This window comes from Schinkia acidoalkalinis (genome assembly GCF_054301215.1).
The window spans coordinates 2140715-2158206 of sequence record NZ_CP182573.1 but is presented as its reverse complement, the minus strand read 5'-3'; the positions used below and the strand labels follow the sequence as shown (position 1 = coordinate 2158206).

At 37.4% G+C, this 17492-nt stretch carries 10 protein-coding genes and 1 other RNA gene; all 11 read left to right on the top strand.

From position 1 onward, the window contains the following. Nucleotides 1–11: 11 nt before the first annotated feature. The 11 genes from ACNQFZ_RS11325 to dnaX all read left to right on the top strand — a co-directional run bounded on the left by ACNQFZ_RS11325 (nt 12) and on the right by dnaX (nt 17489). On the top strand, nt 12–3578 hold the full coding sequence (locus tag ACNQFZ_RS11325) for a helicase-related protein (RefSeq protein ID WP_458411454.1): 3567 nt from the start codon (nt 12–14) through the stop codon (nt 3576–3578). Then, on the top strand, nt 3575–5491 hold the full coding sequence (gene drmB, locus ACNQFZ_RS11320; RefSeq protein ID WP_458411453.1) for a DrmB family protein: 1917 nt from the start codon (nt 3575–3577) through the stop codon (nt 5489–5491). The genes ACNQFZ_RS11325 and drmB overlap by 4 nt, the downstream gene beginning before the upstream one ends. Nucleotides 5492–5885: 394 nt before the next feature. After that, nucleotides 5886–7304, top strand: coding sequence for an MFS transporter (locus ACNQFZ_RS11315; RefSeq protein WP_458411452.1), 1419 nt, complete (start codon nt 5886–5888; stop codon nt 7302–7304). A 45-nt stretch (nt 7305–7349) separates the two neighbouring features. Further along, nucleotides 7350–8537 carry a M20 family metallopeptidase gene (locus ACNQFZ_RS11310; protein WP_458411451.1) on the top strand — a complete coding sequence of 396 codons (1188 nt, stop codon included), beginning with the start codon at nt 7350–7352 and terminating at the stop codon, nt 8535–8537. Nucleotides 8538–8784: 247 nt separating this feature from the next. Beyond that, nucleotides 8785–9588, top strand: a complete 804-nt coding sequence (locus ACNQFZ_RS11305; protein ID WP_458411450.1) for a fumarylacetoacetate hydrolase family protein — start codon at nt 8785–8787, stop codon at nt 9586–9588. 172 nt (nt 9589–9760) lie between these two features. Continuing rightward, nucleotides 9761–10039: a hypothetical protein gene (locus ACNQFZ_RS11300; RefSeq protein ID WP_458411449.1), complete on the top strand. Its 279-nt coding sequence runs from the start codon at nt 9761–9763 to the stop codon at nt 10037–10039. A gap of 205 nt (nt 10040–10244) precedes the next feature. After that, nucleotides 10245–12884: an EAL domain-containing protein gene (locus ACNQFZ_RS11295; protein WP_458411448.1), complete on the top strand. Its 2640-nt coding sequence runs from the start codon at nt 10245–10247 to the stop codon at nt 12882–12884. A 105-nt stretch (nt 12885–12989) separates the two neighbouring features. Next, complete coding sequence (locus ACNQFZ_RS11290; RefSeq protein ID WP_458411447.1) at nt 12990–14825, top strand: LysM peptidoglycan-binding domain-containing protein; 1836 nt, start codon at nt 12990–12992, stop codon at nt 14823–14825. Between the two features lie 16 nt (nt 14826–14841). Then, on the top strand, nt 14842–15336 hold the full coding sequence (gene tadA / locus ACNQFZ_RS11285) for a tRNA adenosine(34) deaminase TadA (protein ID WP_458411446.1): 495 nt from the start codon (nt 14842–14844) through the stop codon (nt 15334–15336). Nucleotides 15337–15376: 40 nt separating this feature from the next. After that, nucleotides 15377–15641: signal recognition particle sRNA large type (gene ffs / locus ACNQFZ_RS11280), an RNA gene on the top strand. 153 nt (nt 15642–15794) lie between these two features. Beyond that, nucleotides 15795–17489 carry a DNA polymerase III subunit gamma/tau gene (gene dnaX / locus ACNQFZ_RS11275; RefSeq protein ID WP_458411445.1) on the top strand — a complete coding sequence of 565 codons (1695 nt, stop codon included), beginning with the start codon at nt 15795–15797 and terminating at the stop codon, nt 17487–17489. Nucleotides 17490–17492 lie beyond the last annotated feature (3 nt).

The window sequence follows — 17492 nt, the reverse complement described above, 5'->3', positions numbered from 1 at the left end:
GGGGTATTAAATTGCTTAAAACAAACATAAAGAATAGAGAATTATTAATTAACTCATTAAAGGAAGAATTTATAGGTCCAATTCATATAGATAAAACTAACATGAAACCATTAGTAATAACTGAAGGTCAAGTAAATGTATTTCATAGTAAAGAAACATTTTTCAACGATTTTTACTATAAGGCTGATACTGAAGAAGAAATTATTAAGTACCCAAACACACCTATCACTCAATATTCTACTGGAATGTTATTTCCTAAGAAAATTAATAGTGAAGATGAGGAAAACATTGATGCTTCTTTAATTCCTTCTTTAGAAAATAATGATTCCATTATAGATGAAAAAGCTCAAGAACAAATTGAAACCATTCGTAAACGTTCAATATTAGATGATCAACAACACCCAGACTTATTAGAAGGAAAGGATGATAATAAACCATCTAGTATGGCTTTCACTTTCTTTGTAAAAAGATTAGATGAACAAGTTGAATTTAAAGTAAATGTTAAGGGTGGAATGTATACTCCATTTGATGTACGTCTAGAAACAAATGACAAAGTTGTATCCGATGATAATACTGTTCCTGAAAATAAAGAATCTGTTCCAATAAAACCTTTTCAAACTCAATGGTGGTATAGAGAACCGATTAACTTGGATGTACCGAACTTTAAGTTTGATTTCAAAGAAAATAAACGTGCTTTTATAAAGCAGATTCTTAAATATAAACATTTGACTTTGGAAGTACAAGGATTTCTTCGTATATTAGAACATGAGAAAAACTCCGCATTTATTACAATAAGTCTAAAAAATATATCTAATGATAGCGCTAGAGGGGCTTATAAAAATATACTTTTTCAAAGTGAATTAACTGTTGAAAATATAAATGGGAAGGCATTTTCTCCTTTTCCAACTGATTTGTATAATAATATACAAACAGAAGATTTGGAGGAGCTATCTAACAAATTGTTATACCATAATGTACATAATTATGCTCTTGGCCATGGCTGTTCGGTTGGTTGGGATGAAGATAAAGATAAACAAGTAACAAAGATATATTCTACCTTCTTTCCGGAGCATGAAATTACGAATATAACTCCGGATATTAAGGATAAAAACGGGAAAAACATCTCTATTTCAATGTTAGACTTGGCAGATCCATCTAATAAATATCAAGATATACTGAAAAAACTTTCTGTTATTACTGAGGGATATAGACATTGGATAGAAGAAAAAAGAATAAATGCAAAGAAATTAAAGAATAAAAAACTTTTCGAAACTGCTAATAGACATCTGGATGATTGCCAACTTTCGTTAAATCGCATGCAAAAAGGGCTAGATTGTTTAAAAGATGATGAAAAAATGCTCAAGGCCTTTCAATTAACAAACTTAGCTATGTTTTTACAACAAATTGTAGGTAAAGAAATACGTACCGGATACACTGAAGGACGTAAGACTATTATAGAGCCAAATGAAAATGTATTTTATGATATTCCTTCTATAGATGAATTAAAACAGTTTAAAACTACGAAAGGAAAATGGCGCGCTTTTCAAATAGCATTTTTAATTATGTTATTGCCGTCCTTTAGAGAGAAAAATTGTGACCGTAATATAGCTGATTTAATTTGGTTTCCTACTGGGGGTGGTAAAACTGAAGCATATTTAGCAGTTGCTTCATTTTCGATGCTTTATCGTCGTCTAAAAAATCCACAAGATGCTAGTACAGACATTATAATGCGTTATACCTTAAGACTTTTAACAGCGGACCAATTTCAACGTTCAGCTCGATTAATCTGTTCTTTAGATATGATTAGACAGCAAAGTACGTCTTTATTAGGAACTGAACCATTTTCCATAGGTATTTGGCTAGGTAGTTCAACAACTCCAAATAAAAATAAAGATGCCAAAGAACAATTAAAAGAGTGGGAGAAATCAACGGATGATTCTAAAGCCTTTCTAGTTAAAAGTTGTCCTTGGTGTGGTAGTAAGCTGGGGAAATATAAATCGAAGTCAAAACATAATCAATCATATAACAATCAAGAAATTATAGGCTACACATACAATAATAGAAAAAGTTCACTGCAACTATATTGTCCTGACAGTAAATGTAAATTTAACTCTTCTCTTCCAATATATATTGTTGATGAAACAATTTATAATGTGCGTCCAACGTTTATTATTGGTACAGTAGATAAATTTGCCATGTTAGCTTGGGAGCCAAAAGCCCGTAATATTTTTGGATTAGATGAGGAAGGAAATAGAACGTTGTCTCCACCTAGTCTAATAATTCAAGATGAACTACATTTAATATCTGGCCCATTGGGGTCAGCGGTTGGTTTATATGAGGTAATTGTTGAAGAACTATGTACCGATAGACGGTCAGAGAATATAATAAAACCTAAAATTATCTGTGCTACTGCGACAGTAAGAGGCTATAAACAGCAAATAAAAGCATTATATGCAAAATTAGAGGATAACATTCGACTATTTCCTAGTCCCGGAATTACTCATGATGACTCTTACTTTGCTCAAGTTCATCTAGATGAAAATGGCCTCCCTTCACATGGACGTAAATATATTGGTATTGCTAGTAATATTATCGGCATACAACAATTACAGGTTAAAACCTATACAACTTTATTACAGAAAGCAAAACAATTAGAAAACCCAGATCCATTTTGGAGTTTATTAGCATTTTATAATAGTATTCGTGAGCTTGGAGGTAGTTTAACTCTCTTCCAAACCGACATATCTAACTACACTATTCAATTTAGAAATAAGCATCATATTTCAAAAACTAATGATCCTCGTTATTTAAATAATATTACAGAGTTGACATCTCGTTTAAGTAATGGTGAAGTCACAGATGCTATTGGGGAGTTAAAAAAGAAATATCCAGATAAATCTTCAATCGATGTATGTTTGGCATCCAATATTATTGAAGTAGGTGTAGATATTGATCGCTTATCACTAATGTCAATAGTTGGACAACCTAAAAATACTGCGCAATACATTCAAGTGAGTGGTCGTATTGGTCGTGCTTGGGATGATAGGCCAGGTTTAGTGATAACACTTTATAAATTATCGATGTCACGCGATAAATCGCATTTTGAACATTTTAAGGAATATCATCAAAGTTTATATGCTCATGTTGAAGCAACTAGTATTACACCATTTTCCGAGCCATCTCTAAAAAGAGGTTTATACGGAGTAATTATTGCTTGGTTACGGCAATTATTTGGAGAAGATATAGCTAATAGTCCCAAAAATATAGAAAAGTACGAACCACAATTGAATAATTTAAAGGAAATATTAGGTAATCGTATTCATTTAATTGATCCTAAGCAAGAAACATATTTTGACAAGTTGTTTGAAGAACTAATCTCTCATATGATTAAAAGCGAAGCACAGTTATGGAAAAAATCAAGTAAGAGTAATGATTATTTCTTGATGTATAGTGCTGGTTCTTTTGTTGAATGGGAATTTAGTAAAACTGCAAAACCTGTTCTTACATCAATGAGAAATGTAGATGCATCATGTATGGGTACGGTTACAAATGAGTATGGATTGGAGGATTTAACTTGAATAAAAAAAATAAAGAAGTAGAAATTCCTCTAAGAAGATCTGAATTGATATCCCCAATGGGTGTGGGGTCCATTTGTACAAATAGTGATGGTGTTAATTTGATGCCAGGAGCATTAGATTTATGGTTTTCTGACCCAACTATCAAGGTGAATGACTTTATTGTTCGAGAAGAAAGGCTAGAAAGAATTTTTGGAGTTGATGAGTTTAGACTTCCTCCGGATTATAGGAAGACCTACTCAAAATGGCAGCATCTAACTGAATTTAATCTGAATTTAAAAGTACCTGTATTGAGATTTCCATACTGGCATTATTGTTCCCATTGTAAAATAATGAGTAAACAACCAAGTTCAAAGAAAGATTCAAAAATCGAGTGCGAACACTGTAAAAATCCATATGCCCGCCTTATTCAAGTTCCACTTGTTATTGCATGTGAAAAGGGTCATATTGATGATTTTCCATGGAGTGAATGGGTTCATAAAACTGTACATCCTTCATGTAATGGTCCTTTAAAGTTAATTTTTACTGGTGGTGCTACTTTAAGCACTATGGAAGTACAATGTACAAAATGTGATAAGAAACGAAATCTTAAAGGTGTAACTAAAAAAGGAAGTAATTCTGTTCATAATGATTTATCAGACAATGAAAAATATTATTGCACTGGAAAAAAGCCTTGGTTTGGGCCGAGATTTCAAGAAAATTGTGAGTGTGTTCCTCAACCTATATTGAAAAATAATTCAAATGTTTACTTCCCCTCTACGATGAGTGCAATATTTCTTCCTCCAACTGGGGAGTATAGGTTACAAAAAATTCTAGATTTATTCTCTAGGGATGACATAAAAAGAAAAATTGAATTATATTTGAAATTTGGAACGGAAAAAAAAGAGCTAATAATTGAAGTACTAAAAGATACATTTCCTAAAGAGCTTGCAGAATTTAATGATTTGTTACTTAATAAAGCATTAGATAATTTCATTAATCACAATATAGAAACATGCTCTGAAAAATCCGACATACAATTAGATATTAAGATACAAGAACACAAAGTGCTTTATGAAGGTTTGGAGGAACCTAGTGAATATTTAAAAATAGTCTCAGAGTTTGATAAAAAAGAAGATTCCATTCTTAAAAATTCCTTTGGCATATCAAGGATTAATTTAGTACCGGTTTTAAGAGAAACCAGAGTGTTATACGGATTTAGTAGACTATTTGGTTCCTCGTCCATTGATGAAGTAAGTATAGAAAAAGGGAAATACATGCTTTTTAAAAATCCATCAAAAAACGATAAGCAATGGTTACCTGCTTATACAGTACATGGTGAGGGTATATTCTTCGAATTTGATGATAGTTTACTAACCCTGTGGGAAACTTCAATAGAAGGTTCAATTAGAATTCAAAAACTAGATGAGAGAATAAATGATGCTGTAAACCGTGGTGTAATCATAAATAGAAGTATTACGCCAAGGTATGTCATGTTGCATACCTTAGCTCATTTATTCATACAAGAAATAGTTTTAGAATGTGGTTATAGTTCTAGCGCGCTAAAGGAACGTATATATGTCGGAGAAACCGAAGATTATAATATGAATGGGTTCCTCATCTACACTGCTGCGGGAGATTCTGAAGGAACAATGGGTGGTCTCGTACGATTGGGAGGAAAAGAACATATTGAGAGAATTTTTAATAAAATTATTTCGAAAGCAACATGGTGTTCCTCTGATCCAGTTTGCAATGAGATAGGAGTAGAAAGTGGCCAAGGTAGGGATTATTTAAATGGTGCAGCCTGCCATAACTGTTCTTATATATCCGAGATCTCTTGTGAAGAATTTAATAAATACCTAGATAGGGGTCTTATTGATATTTATGAGGAAGATAATATAGGCTTTTTTGAATTCCTTAGAAGGAAATCCCTTTAATAAAAAATAAAATGATTCCATAAAAAATTTAGGACTATTAACAAATGAAAATGTTGGGGACACTTTGGGGACAAACTTTACAAAATGTCCCCAAAAACAACCTAAATAAACTTTAAATCATTCATATAAAACCCTAATAAATCAATATTTCCAAAGTTCACCTAACTTTCCAAAACACAAGTTAGCAATTTCCTAAACCGTGCGTCGGAGGTTCGACTCCTCTCGGGGCCGCTCACTAAACCCTTGCCTAGCAAGGGTTTTTTTGTCTTTCCTATACTACCTATTACAAAGTTGCTGAATTTTAGCCTCTGCATGGCGGCGGATTTGTAATAAATAACATAAAAGTCTGGAATCCTAAATTCGACCATAATAAAGCTTTTTAGGAGGTTCAGATATGGAGGCAAGCTATAAAGGGACAAACAGGATGATTACCGGTATTGTCTTTGGCGTTATTACATTTTGGCTGTTTGCACAAGCTATGGTTAATGTTGTTCCGGCCGTTCAAAAGGATTTAGGCATTTCCTTGGGACCATTAAATGTAGCCATTAGTTTAACGGCTTTATTCTCGGGGATGTTTATCGTTGCTGCCGGTGGAATCGGTGATAAGGTTGGGCGCAAGAAAATGACTTATTTGGGTTTGATTTTAAGTGTAATCGGATCGCTTTGTCTCGTTCTGGCAACTGGGGCTGTGCTGTTAACCATCGGCCGTGTGATTCAAGGTCTTTCAGCTGCGTGTATTATGCCGGCAACCATTGCTTTAATGAATGCGTACTTTGAAGGCAAAGAGCGGCAGCGGGCCTTAAGTTTTTGGTCGATTGGTTCTTGGGGAGGCTCTGGTGTATGTTCTTTTGCCGGCGGTGCCATTGCCACTTACATGGGGTGGCGGTGGATTTTCATCTTTTCCATTATTTTTGCACTTTTAGCTATGTGGCTGATTAAAGATACCCCGGAAAGCAAGGGGGAAGAAACAGGCAAATTCAAGTTTGATTTTGGAGGGCTGGCTATTTTCGCCATTACCATGCTTGCTTTAAACCTTGTCATTACCCGCGGTGGAGATTTCGGCTGGACAAGCCCGTTAACGCTAGGTCTAGCTGCCGTTACACTCATTGGCTTATTTATTTTCATTAGGGTAGAAAAAACAAAGGAACATGCGCTGGTTGATTTTGCCTTGTTTAAAAATAAACCATATACAGGTGCAACAGTTTCAAATTTCTTATTAAATGCCATAGCTGGAACACTTGTCGTAGCGAATACGTACGTTCAAGTGGGTAGAGGATTTACCTCTTTTCAATCCGGGATGTTATCTCTTGGTTATTTAGTTGCTGTATTAGCAATGATTCGTGTTGGCGAGAAAATTTTACAAAAGGTAGGAGCGAAATCACCGATGGTTTGGGGTTCCATCATCTCCACTGTAGGGGTGGCACTGATGGGTTTAACCTTTTTATCAGGAATCATTTATACGGTTATAGTCTTTATTGGCTTTGCCTTATTCGGTCTTGGGCTTGGAATTTATGCAACACCTTCTACCGATACTGCCGTTTCCAATGCGCCTTCGAATAAAGTCGGGGAAGCATCGGGACTTTATAAAATGGCGAGTTCTCTTGGAGGCTCCTTTGGGGTGGCGATTTCAGCAGCGGTTTATGGCGTGATTGATTCAATTGCAAGTGTGGATGCCGCTGCTACAGGAGGGATCATTACAAATGTCATCTTCGGTATTCTTTCCTTACTGTCCATTATGGTGATGGTACCAGAAAGTGCCGGCAAGAAGGAGACAAAAAGATCCACACCGGTACCGACACCTGTATTGGAATAACCGGGTTGGCTTTTACCGTAAAAGTAAAATTTTTGGGGGTTAAATATGAGAAAACAACTAATGGAAATGCTAGCATCCCGTAAAGAGGAAATGAGTAAAATTCGCAGATATTTACATGAATATCCGGAACTTTCGTTTAAAGAAGAAAAAACTGCACAATACATTGCTGATTTTTATAAAGGAAAAGATGTTGGGGTCGAGCGAAATGTAGGGAATGGACATGGGATTATTGTGACAATTAAGGGAGGAAAGCCGGGAAAAACCATTGCCTTGAGAGCGGATTTCGATGCCCTGCCGATTAAAGAAGAGACAGAGCTTCCTTTTAAGTCAAAGAATGAGGGCGTCATGCATGCGTGTGCTCATGATGGGCATACGGCTTATTTACTGATTCTGGCCGATTGTCTGATTCAATTAAAGGATGAAATTCCAGGTACAATCAAAATCATCCACCAACATGCAGAAGAAGTGCCACCCGGCGGTGCCAAAAGCATTGTTGAGTCAGGAGTATTGGATGATGTCGAAAATATTTTTGGCATTCACTTGCTTCCAATGGACCCAGCAGGCAATGTCGGTTATCATAGCGGTTTCTCAATGGCCGGAAGATCTTTTTTAAAGCTGGGGATTCAAGGTGTTGGCGGACACGGCTCCTCCCCGCATAAAGCAAACGATGCGATTGTCGCCGGTGCTTATTTTGTGACCGCTGTGCAGACCATTATCAGCCGCCGCTTAAATCCACATGAGATGGGCGTTATTACGATTGGTTCCTTTGATGGCAAAGGTACCTTTAATGTCATCAAAGATCGGGTGGAGCTGGAAGGAGATATTCGTTACATGAATACCGAAACACAGGCAATCATTGAGAAGGAGGTGCGCCGGATTGTTGGCGGAATTGAAGCCGAATTCGGTGTGGAGTGCGAGTTAACCTACACCGCTGATTATCCGCCGCTTTATAATGACCCGGAAGCAACGGAAATTGTCAGGAAGAGTCTTGAGAGCGCGGACGACCCGGATATTAAAAAGGTTACTGAGTACCCAATGATGTCGCCATCCGATGACTTTGCCTATTATTTAGAAAAAATTCCGGGCTGTTATTTCTACATTGGCTGTACGCCAAAAGGGGTAAAAGAGCCTTATTTTAACCATCACCCGAAATTCGATATTGACGAGGATGCTTTGATAGTTGCTGCCAAGGCAGTGGGGAATGTCGTTTGCGAGTATTATGGTTTGGGGTAGATTCATAAGTGCTTGTCGCTTTTTGTTAAAAGTTTAGCAAGGAGTCGCAGGTACAATTTTTTTAAAAATTTTTTAAGGAGAGTTGCAACTTTTGACATATATTTTAGTATAAGTATTATAAAATGGATTAAAAGCTTGTTTTAGTCAATAAAACATGCCATCATTAGAAAAAAGTGGAATTGAAACCGGGAATTTAGACGTGTATGCTGAGTAAGGAATATTTATAAATAAATGAGGATGGTATGGTATGAGTATGAAGTTATTGCAACGAACACAAACGATCGTTCGTTATCAGAATCAAAATGGTAGAGTATACTACGGGATTATTGAAGACGGGGAAATCCTACAATTATCCAGTAACTTTAAAGAAATTGCAAACAATGAGTTAAAGTTCGATGGTGTAAGGGTCAAGGTTGAAGATGTAAAGATATTGGAGCCTGTAAAACCCCAAAAAGTGGTTAACTTTGGTTGGACATATGCTGAACACGCAAAAGAAACCGGGGGAAAGGCAAACCTCAAAGAACCCTTTTTGTTTTTAAAACCGGCATCTTCCTTGATTCCAAATGAGGGTGAAATCATCCTTCCCTCTAGCAATTTAACGGAGCAAGTGGAAATGGAGGGTGAAGTGGCCCTCATTATTGGAAAACGCGGTAAAAATATAAAGGAAGAAGAGGCATTGGATTATGTTTTTGGCTGTACAATCTTTAATGATGTAACTGCAAGAGATTTAACAAAAACTGATCCGCAATTTACAAGAGGCAAAGGCTTTGACACATTTGGCCCGTTGGGTCCGTGGATTGTAACAGGTTTGGATCCAACTAATTTAAATATCGTTACAACTTTAAACGATAAAGTCGTACAAGAAGGCAATACGAATCAGATGTCCCTTTCCATTCCTTATCTTATCAGTTGGATTTCAAATGTTATGACATTGGAGCCAGGGGATGTTTTGGCTACAGGTTCACCTTCCGGCAGTTGTCCAATGAAATCAGGAGACATTGTAACAGTAGAAGTTGAAAATATCGGTAAACTACGTAATTATGTGAAATAGAAGCTTACTCAATTTATTTTGAGTAGGCCTTTTTTTTCTGTATATCAAGCACTTTCCATCCTAATAAACCGTAATAATCGACAATATCCCATGATAATAGTTAAAAATTAGCATCATGAACCGACGCACTTTTTAGTAGAAGAATATTATTCTTTAACTAGGAGGGATGACCGTGTACAAGACTATTACATTACGAGTTTCTCAGGAAGAATTGCAAAAAATTGAGCAGCTAAGGGAGCAGCACTTTCAAAAGTTTCAGGCGCCAATTAGTCAAAGTCAGCTTATTCGAAACTTAATCCACGAAAAATACAATAATCCAGAATTAGAAATGAAGGAAGAAACTGTAAAGGAAAAGGAAGATTTATTTACAGAAAAGGAAATGGCTCATAAACGAGACATTACAATCGTTGACCGTTTAAGGGAAAGACGGTGGGGCAAGTCAAAGGGATAAGCGGGGGAAATTTCAACGCCGGCGGGTTTTACATCCTACTGGCGTTTTAATTTGAAGGGGATTTGTAGTATTTTGTCGAATTTCCGACAATCATCTCATTACCGTAAAGTTTACTAACTTTCAGTGAAAAGCATCACAGTTCAGCTAGTAAAAAAGAATTATATTTTCTCTATGGGTACCATCATTTGAAAAGGCGGGTGAATGGATGGCTGGCTTTTCATCTTTCAAGTCAATGTATTTTAAAATTGGAATTTTTATATTTCTACTATTTTCCATAAGTATAGGGATTTATTATATTCTATCGAATACTCTTTTGGAGAAGGAAGATACTTCTCATATGATCAATGTTGCGGGCCGTGAACGGTTGTTGGCGGAAAGGCTGAATAAGATTGCTATTCAAATTGCTTTCATGGAAAGTGATGAGAGTCGAACTGAACTTCAGCAGGCTATTCAAGAATTTGAACAAGGTCTCCATAATATCCAAAATGGCCGCGAACATCTGCAGCAACTAATTAATAATAATGAGGAGATTCGTAATCAATTCAATCATTCTAAAGAAATTTGGAGTGATTTGAAAGAAAACTATACGTTACTTTTACTTACACCAGATACAGCTAGTCAAAAAATAATCCTTACCAATATTAATGCTAAGAGCAAAGAAGAAATCGCGAGCTTAGATGTGCTTGTTAGCACTATTGAAGAGGAAGGTCAGGAAAATTTTCAAGGGTTAAATGCAGAAAAAATTATTCTTATTTTTATAAACCTGTTATTAATTATTGTCTTATTCGTAATTTGGCGCCTATTTACTAATATTAAAAATAGTGAAAGAAAATACCGAATGCTGATAGAGCATTCCCCAATGGGAATTATGACACTTAAAGATAATAAAATAAGCTTCATTAATAAGGTGGGTATACAAACATTCGGGGCTTTAAGCAGTGATGAAATGGTAGGCAAAAGTGTTTTTGATTTTATTAAACCAGATATAAAAGCTGAAATAAAAACGGATGAATTGATGGAGGAAAGATGCAATTGTATTGATGGCAGTGAAGTGGATCTTGAAATTGTATTAATTCCAGTTAATTTGCTCGGTGAAAAATGTGAAATGGTTTTATTTAAGGATATTACCGAAAAGGTTCAATCCATCAATAAGGCTGAGAATATATATAATGAGCTCACTAATATTAGGTCTGCTCTAGATGTTTCAAGTATTGTTGAAGTTGTTGATCGAAGTGGAAAATTACTTTACGTAAATGATAAATTCTGCAATCTAGCAAAGTATAAACCAGAAGAAGTAATTGGTAAGACACATCGCGTGTTGCAATCTGGTCATCATTCAAAAGAATTTTATAAAAACATGTGGACTACGATTATACGAGGTCAGGTTTGGGAGGGCCAAATTAAAAATAAGGCGAAGGATGGCAGTTATTATTGGGCACAAACTATAATTGTGCCATTTATAAATAGCAAAGGGGAGCCCTATCAATTCCTAACGATTAGAAATGACATCACGGCTAGAAAAGAAGCAGAAAATGAAATTCGCCTATTAGCGACGCATGACCACTTAACACAATTATCAAATCGCCGAACATTCGAGTATGAATTACAACAGGCTATTGATAGAAGGGAAAGTGTCGCAGTTCTATTCATCGATTTGGACAGATTTAAATACATTAATGATACATTAGGCCATAACATTGGTGATAGGCTTATTAAATCTGTTGCTCGACGCTTAAAAGAATTGGTTGATTCAGATGCGGTTGTTTCTCGTCAAGGCGGCGATGAGTTTACAATTTTAGTAAAATATAACGGTCGGGAGGCCATTGAAAGGCTTACCGAGGAAATGATCGAACGAATTAAACAGCCATATGTGATTGAACAAAAAGAAATTTTAATCACGTGTAGTGTAGGAATCAGTATTTATCCAGAGCATGGTCATGATATGGAGACACTAATGAAGAATGCTGATGTCGCCATGTACTGGTCTAAGGATAAGGGAAAAGACGATTATTCATTTTATGAGCCTCATATGAAAGAAAAATCGGCTAGAATCATGGAACTGGAATTGGAACTTCGTAAGGCTGTCGAAAATGAGGAGTTTATTCTTTATTATCAGCCGAAAATCAATTTGAAGACTGAGGAGATTGTTGGTTGTGAGGCGTTAATCCGCTGGAATCATCCAAAAATGGGGATGATTTCTCCGGCCGAATTTATACCGCTAGCTGAAGAGACGGGGCTTATCAATCCAATTGGTGAGTGGGCACTTCGAGAGGCTTGTGTTCAAAATAAAAAATGGCATGATGAAGGCTATTCTGAATTTATAATGGCGGTTAATATGTCAGCCTATCAATTTAAGCAGCCGAATATGGTGGCGATGATTGAACGGATCTTACATGAAACGCAGCTAGAGGCACAATTTTTAGAAATTGAGATCACCGAAAGCATATCAATGTTGACTGAAGAAGTCATCATGAAGCAGTTATATTCATTAAAAGCTATTGGTGTCAGCATCGCTATTGACGACTTTGGAACGGGGTATAGCTCATTAAAATATTTGGATTTACTGCCTGCTGATGTCATCAAAATTGATAAGTCGTTTATTGATGAAATCGGAAGCAGGAATCGCTTTACTTCCTCAATGATGACAAATGCCATTATTTCATTGGCAAAGTCTTTAAAGATGAAGGTTGTTGCAGAAGGGATAGAGGAAATTGACCAACTTCGCTATTTAAGACAATATCAATGTGATTGTGGTCAGGGCTATTTGTTTAGTAAACCGTTACCGGCTTATGAGTTGGAAAGTAAATTTATGCGGGATAATGAAAAGGTATATTTTGCTGTTTAATCCTATGTTTTAGGACTGTTACTTTGTGGCAGTTCTTTTTTTGTCATCATAACCCACACCTGCATATAGTGGTATAGATGTCTAGGTGAGGGGGATGAGGCTCGAATGAATTTTCGGCAAATAAGATATGTAGTGCAACCTGGAGAATCATTATCTTCAATTGCCCAACAGTTTAACACTTCTATTGAAAGTATTAGAGAGGAAAATCAATTAACGTCTAATTTAATTTATATTGGCCAACCATTAACGATTCGATCAAATTCTGAGATCAATATATATTATGTTCAGCCAGGCGATAGCCTTTATACGATTGCTACGAGGTTTGGGATGGCTATGGAAGAGTTAGTGAGAATGAATCGTTTAAATGATGATACGATTTACATTAATCAACCGCTTGTTATTCCTGAAGAACATGATGTTTCGTATTATATGGTTGAAGCTGGTGACTCTTTACAATCTCTTTCCGAGCGTTTTGATACCGATGTAGAGGAAATGAAAAGATTAAATAATTTGTACTCCAACACCATTTATATTGGTCAAAGACTTAAAGTTTCGGAGAATTACGAAAGACAAACCGATTATAAAGTGAAATCCGGTGATACCTTATATACTATTGCCACCAAATTTAACACAACAGCGGAAAGTATTATGGCTTTAAATAATTTGACGAGTGCAGGTTTATCTGTTGGTCAAATGCTGATTATTCCTGTTTTTTCCGAGGTTGTTGTCAATGCCGATGTGGCTAACGTCCGGCAAAGACCGGGTGCTTCTTCTACAGTCATCGCACAAATGGACCGGGGGGCAAGGCTGCCGTTATTAGGTGTGCAGGGTGACTGGTATAAAGTTGCATTATTTAATGGCAATCCAGGCTGGATTTCAAAAACAGTGACAACGCTACGTGCTTATGATGGTTCAAAGCCAATTATTCAAAATTTGGGTTACTATACATTACAGGAAGGACCGACGTTGCCAAGCTCTTTTCAGTCATTTGTTAGAAATATCGAGCAAATTTCACAAGGCGGTTTGTTCCTATTTAGAATTAGCCGCGATAATCCAACTACAATTGATAAGTTTGGTGAGTTTTCGGATGATGAGATTAGCAATCTAGTCAGAATTGGCCACCGTCATAATGTTAAAATGCTGGCGACTGTCCATAATCTCTTGTACGATGAGGGTGTAGAATTAGCAAAGCAAATTATTCACGAACTTGTATCATCTGAGCAAAATATGAATGCTTTTGCTTTTAATTTAGTCAGGCTGATTGAGAGATATGGGTTGGATGGTGTTGATATCGATATTGAAGATGTATTGGAAGAGGACCGCGACCGATTGACACAGCTGTATCGTGTAATTGGCCGTGTTTTGGGTGAGCGTGGCTATTTCTTCTCAACTGCTGTTCCATCGAAAACAGGACCAAATGATCCAAGCGTATTTGCCAAACCTTTCGACTACCCCAATATTCATCAACCAACAGACCAGTTTGTTATTATGCTTTATAATGAGCACGGCTGGCCGGGAAGCGGCCCAGGCCCAGTTGTGTCAATTGGACGAATGGAAAAGGTATTAAGATACGCATCAACAGTGATGCCAAAGTCAAAAATTATTGCGGCTGTATCAGTATTCGGCTTTGATTTTAACCTAAAAACGGGTCGTGCCTCTTATGTAACGTATCAGATGGCAATGAATTTGGCGAAAAAGTATAATAAAGAGGTTATTTTTGATCAAGAGACCCAAACACCAATGTTTGCTTACAAGGATGAACAGGGTGTTGACCACGAAGTTTGGTTTGAAAACCGCGCTAGTATATTGGCAAAGGCACGACTTGCGAGCCGCTTAGGAATTAGAGGCTTGGCACTTTGGAGATTGGCGTTGGAAGACCCGGCAATATGGACGATGCTACGCGATGATGTCGTCGTCAGAAAAATGGGGCTGGAGCAGTAATAAAAGGAGAACATGAATGAGTGATCTAGATGAACAATTTATGAAAGCAGCAATAAATGAAGCAAAAAAAGCTGAAGCAATCGGCGAGGTCCCGATCGGAGCGGTGATTGTCAAGGACGGAGTTATCATTTCCAGCGCGTATAATGTAAGGGAATCTGAACAAAGGTCAGTAGCCCATGCTGAGCTTCTAGCAATTGATGAGGCATGCAAACAACTTGGAACATGGCGGCTATCCGGGACTACTTTATATGTAACATTGGAGCCCTGCCCAATGTGTGCTGGGGCAATCGTCTTGTCGAGAGTTGACCGGGTCGTATATGGTGCCAAAGATCCTAAGGGTGGTTGTGCTGGGACGCTTATGAATTTACTTGAGGATGACCGTTTCAACCATGTTGCAGAGGTAACGAGTGGTGTATTGGAAAGTGAATGTGCAGCGTTATTAAGTAATTTTTTTAAACAGCTCCGTGAAAAGAAGAAACAGCAAAAGTTAGCAAACAATTACCACTCCTAGATTATTGATTTTTATAGTAAAACACTATATACTGAAGAAGTCGTGCTAGGCGGGGAGGTAGCGGTGCCCTGTACTCGCAATCCGCTGTAGCGAGGCTGAATCCCTTCTCGAGGTTGGTAGCCGTAAGGCCTGCCTTAAGTAAGTGGTGTTGACGCCTGGGTCCTACGCAACGGGAACCCACGAACCCTGTCAGGTCCGGAAGGAAGCAGCAGTAAGTGGATCATCCCGTGTGCCGTAGGGTCGCCTGGGCCGAGCTAACTGCTTAAGTAACGCTTATGGTTGCCATATCGACAGAAGGTGCACGGCATATACATATGCACTTAAGAACTCACCGTTTTGGTGGGTTTTTTGCGTTTTGCCGATAGGCTCTATTAACTTTGGAAAAAAAGGGTTATATCAGTTATAATGATTTTGTATGAAATAAACTGATGATAATGGACCTGCGAGGGGGTATGGGAATGGCCTATCAAGCTTTATATCGGGTGTGGAGACCGCAGACGTTTCATGATGTAGTCGGTCAAGAACATATCACGAGAACATTGCAAAATGCTCTAGTTCAAGAAAAATTTTCCCATGCTTATTTATTTTCCGGTCCACGCGGTACAGGGAAAACAAGTGCTGCAAAGATTTTAGCAAAGGCTGTTAACTGTGAAAGGGCGCCTATTAGTGAGCCCTGTAATGAGTGTGATGCTTGCAGAGGGATTACAGATGGCTCCATATCGGATGTAATTGAAATTGACGCTGCCTCAAATAATGGCGTTGAAGAAATTCGTGATATTCGTGATAAAGTCAAATATGCACCAAGTTCTGTTCGTTATAAGGTATATATAATCGACGAAGTTCATATGCTTTCTATTGGCGCTTTTAATGCATTGTTGAAAACATTAGAGGAGCCGCCGAAACATGTTATTTTTATATTGGCAACGACAGAGCCGCATAAAATCCCACTTACGATTATTTCCCGTTGTCAGCGCTTTGAATTCAAGCGGATTCCACTTCGGGCAATGGTCGACCGGATGAAGGAAATTACCGATTCAAATAATATTGAAACGGAAGAACAGGCGTTGCCGTTAATTGCGAAGGCAGCTGAAGGTGGAATGCGGGATGCTTTAAGCCTGCTTGACCAAGCGATTTCTTTTAGCGGGGATAAAGTTACCGTCGATGATGTATTATCAATAACCGGAGCTGTTTCACAGCAATTTTTAGTAGAAACTGCCCAAAGCTTGTTGAATCGGGATGTTGCTAGTGCTTTACATGCAATCGATGAACTGATTAAACTCGGCAAAGAACCGAACCGCTTTATTGAGGATCTCATCTTTTATTTTAGAGACATGCTTTTATTTCAAACAGCACCTAACTTAGAGGGCATGATGGAGCGGGCGATTGTTGACGATGCTTTTAAAAAACTAGCCAGTGAAGCATCCGCTGATTATTTATATAAGATTATTGAGCAGCTTAATGAAAGCCAACAAGAAATGAAATGGACGAATCATCCAAAAGTATTTCTTGAATTGGCGCTTGTAAAGATATGCCAGCAAACAGATGGGCAGATAAGTACCTCTAATGAACAAATAGGAACACTTATTGCACGGATCAACCAGCTGGAAGATGAATTAAATGAGTGGAAGAAAAATGGCCCACCAGCAGAAATGCAAAAAAATGTAGAGACTAATTCAGCTGCTAGGGATAAAAAGCCTCAAAGAACGGGCTCGGCGCGAGGCTCCAAAAAGTCGCTAGGGCCAGTAAAAGAAATGTTAAAAACAGCTTCTAAGCAAGACTTACATTGGCTATCAAGTCAGTGGGGTTCATTTTTAGATAATTTAAAAGCGAGGGAAATTGCCGCTCAAGCGATGATATTAGATGCAAAAGTAGTTGCTGCGTCAAAAACAGCTTTCATCCTTGCGTTTAAGCATGATTTCCATTGTCAAATGGCATCAACGAATAAACGTGATATAATTGAAAAAGTCCTGAGAGAAACAACAGGACAAGAGTTAAAAATGAACGCTATCACAGTTGAAGAATGGGAAACTGTAAAAGAGGAGTTTATCCGTCGTCAAAAGAATGATAGTAATGATGAGGTACCAGAAGAAGATCCATTAATAGCAGAAGCAAAGAAATTATTTGGTTCTGATTTAATTGAAATAAAAGATTAAAGG

Bases quoted from the DNA above. Each gene is read 5' to 3' on its own strand.
- ACNQFZ_RS11315 (WP_458411452.1), top strand. From the start codon at position 5,886: ATGGAGGCAAGCTATAAAGGGACAAACAGGATGATTACCGGTATTGTC.
- ACNQFZ_RS11305 (WP_458411450.1), top strand. From the start codon at position 8,785: ATGAGTATGAAGTTATTGCAACGAACACAAACGATCGTTCGTTATCAG.
- tadA (WP_458411446.1), top strand. From the start codon at position 14,842: ATGAGTGATCTAGATGAACAATTTATGAAAGCAGCAATAAATGAAGCA.
- ACNQFZ_RS11295 (WP_458411448.1), top strand. From the start codon at position 10,245: ATGGCTGGCTTTTCATCTTTCAAGTCAATGTATTTTAAAATTGGAATT.
- ACNQFZ_RS11310 (WP_458411451.1), top strand. From the start codon at position 7,350: ATGAGAAAACAACTAATGGAAATGCTAGCATCCCGTAAAGAGGAAATG.
- dnaX (WP_458411445.1), top strand. From the start codon at position 15,795: ATGGCCTATCAAGCTTTATATCGGGTGTGGAGACCGCAGACGTTTCAT.
- ACNQFZ_RS11290 (WP_458411447.1), top strand. From the start codon at position 12,990: ATGAATTTTCGGCAAATAAGATATGTAGTGCAACCTGGAGAATCATTA.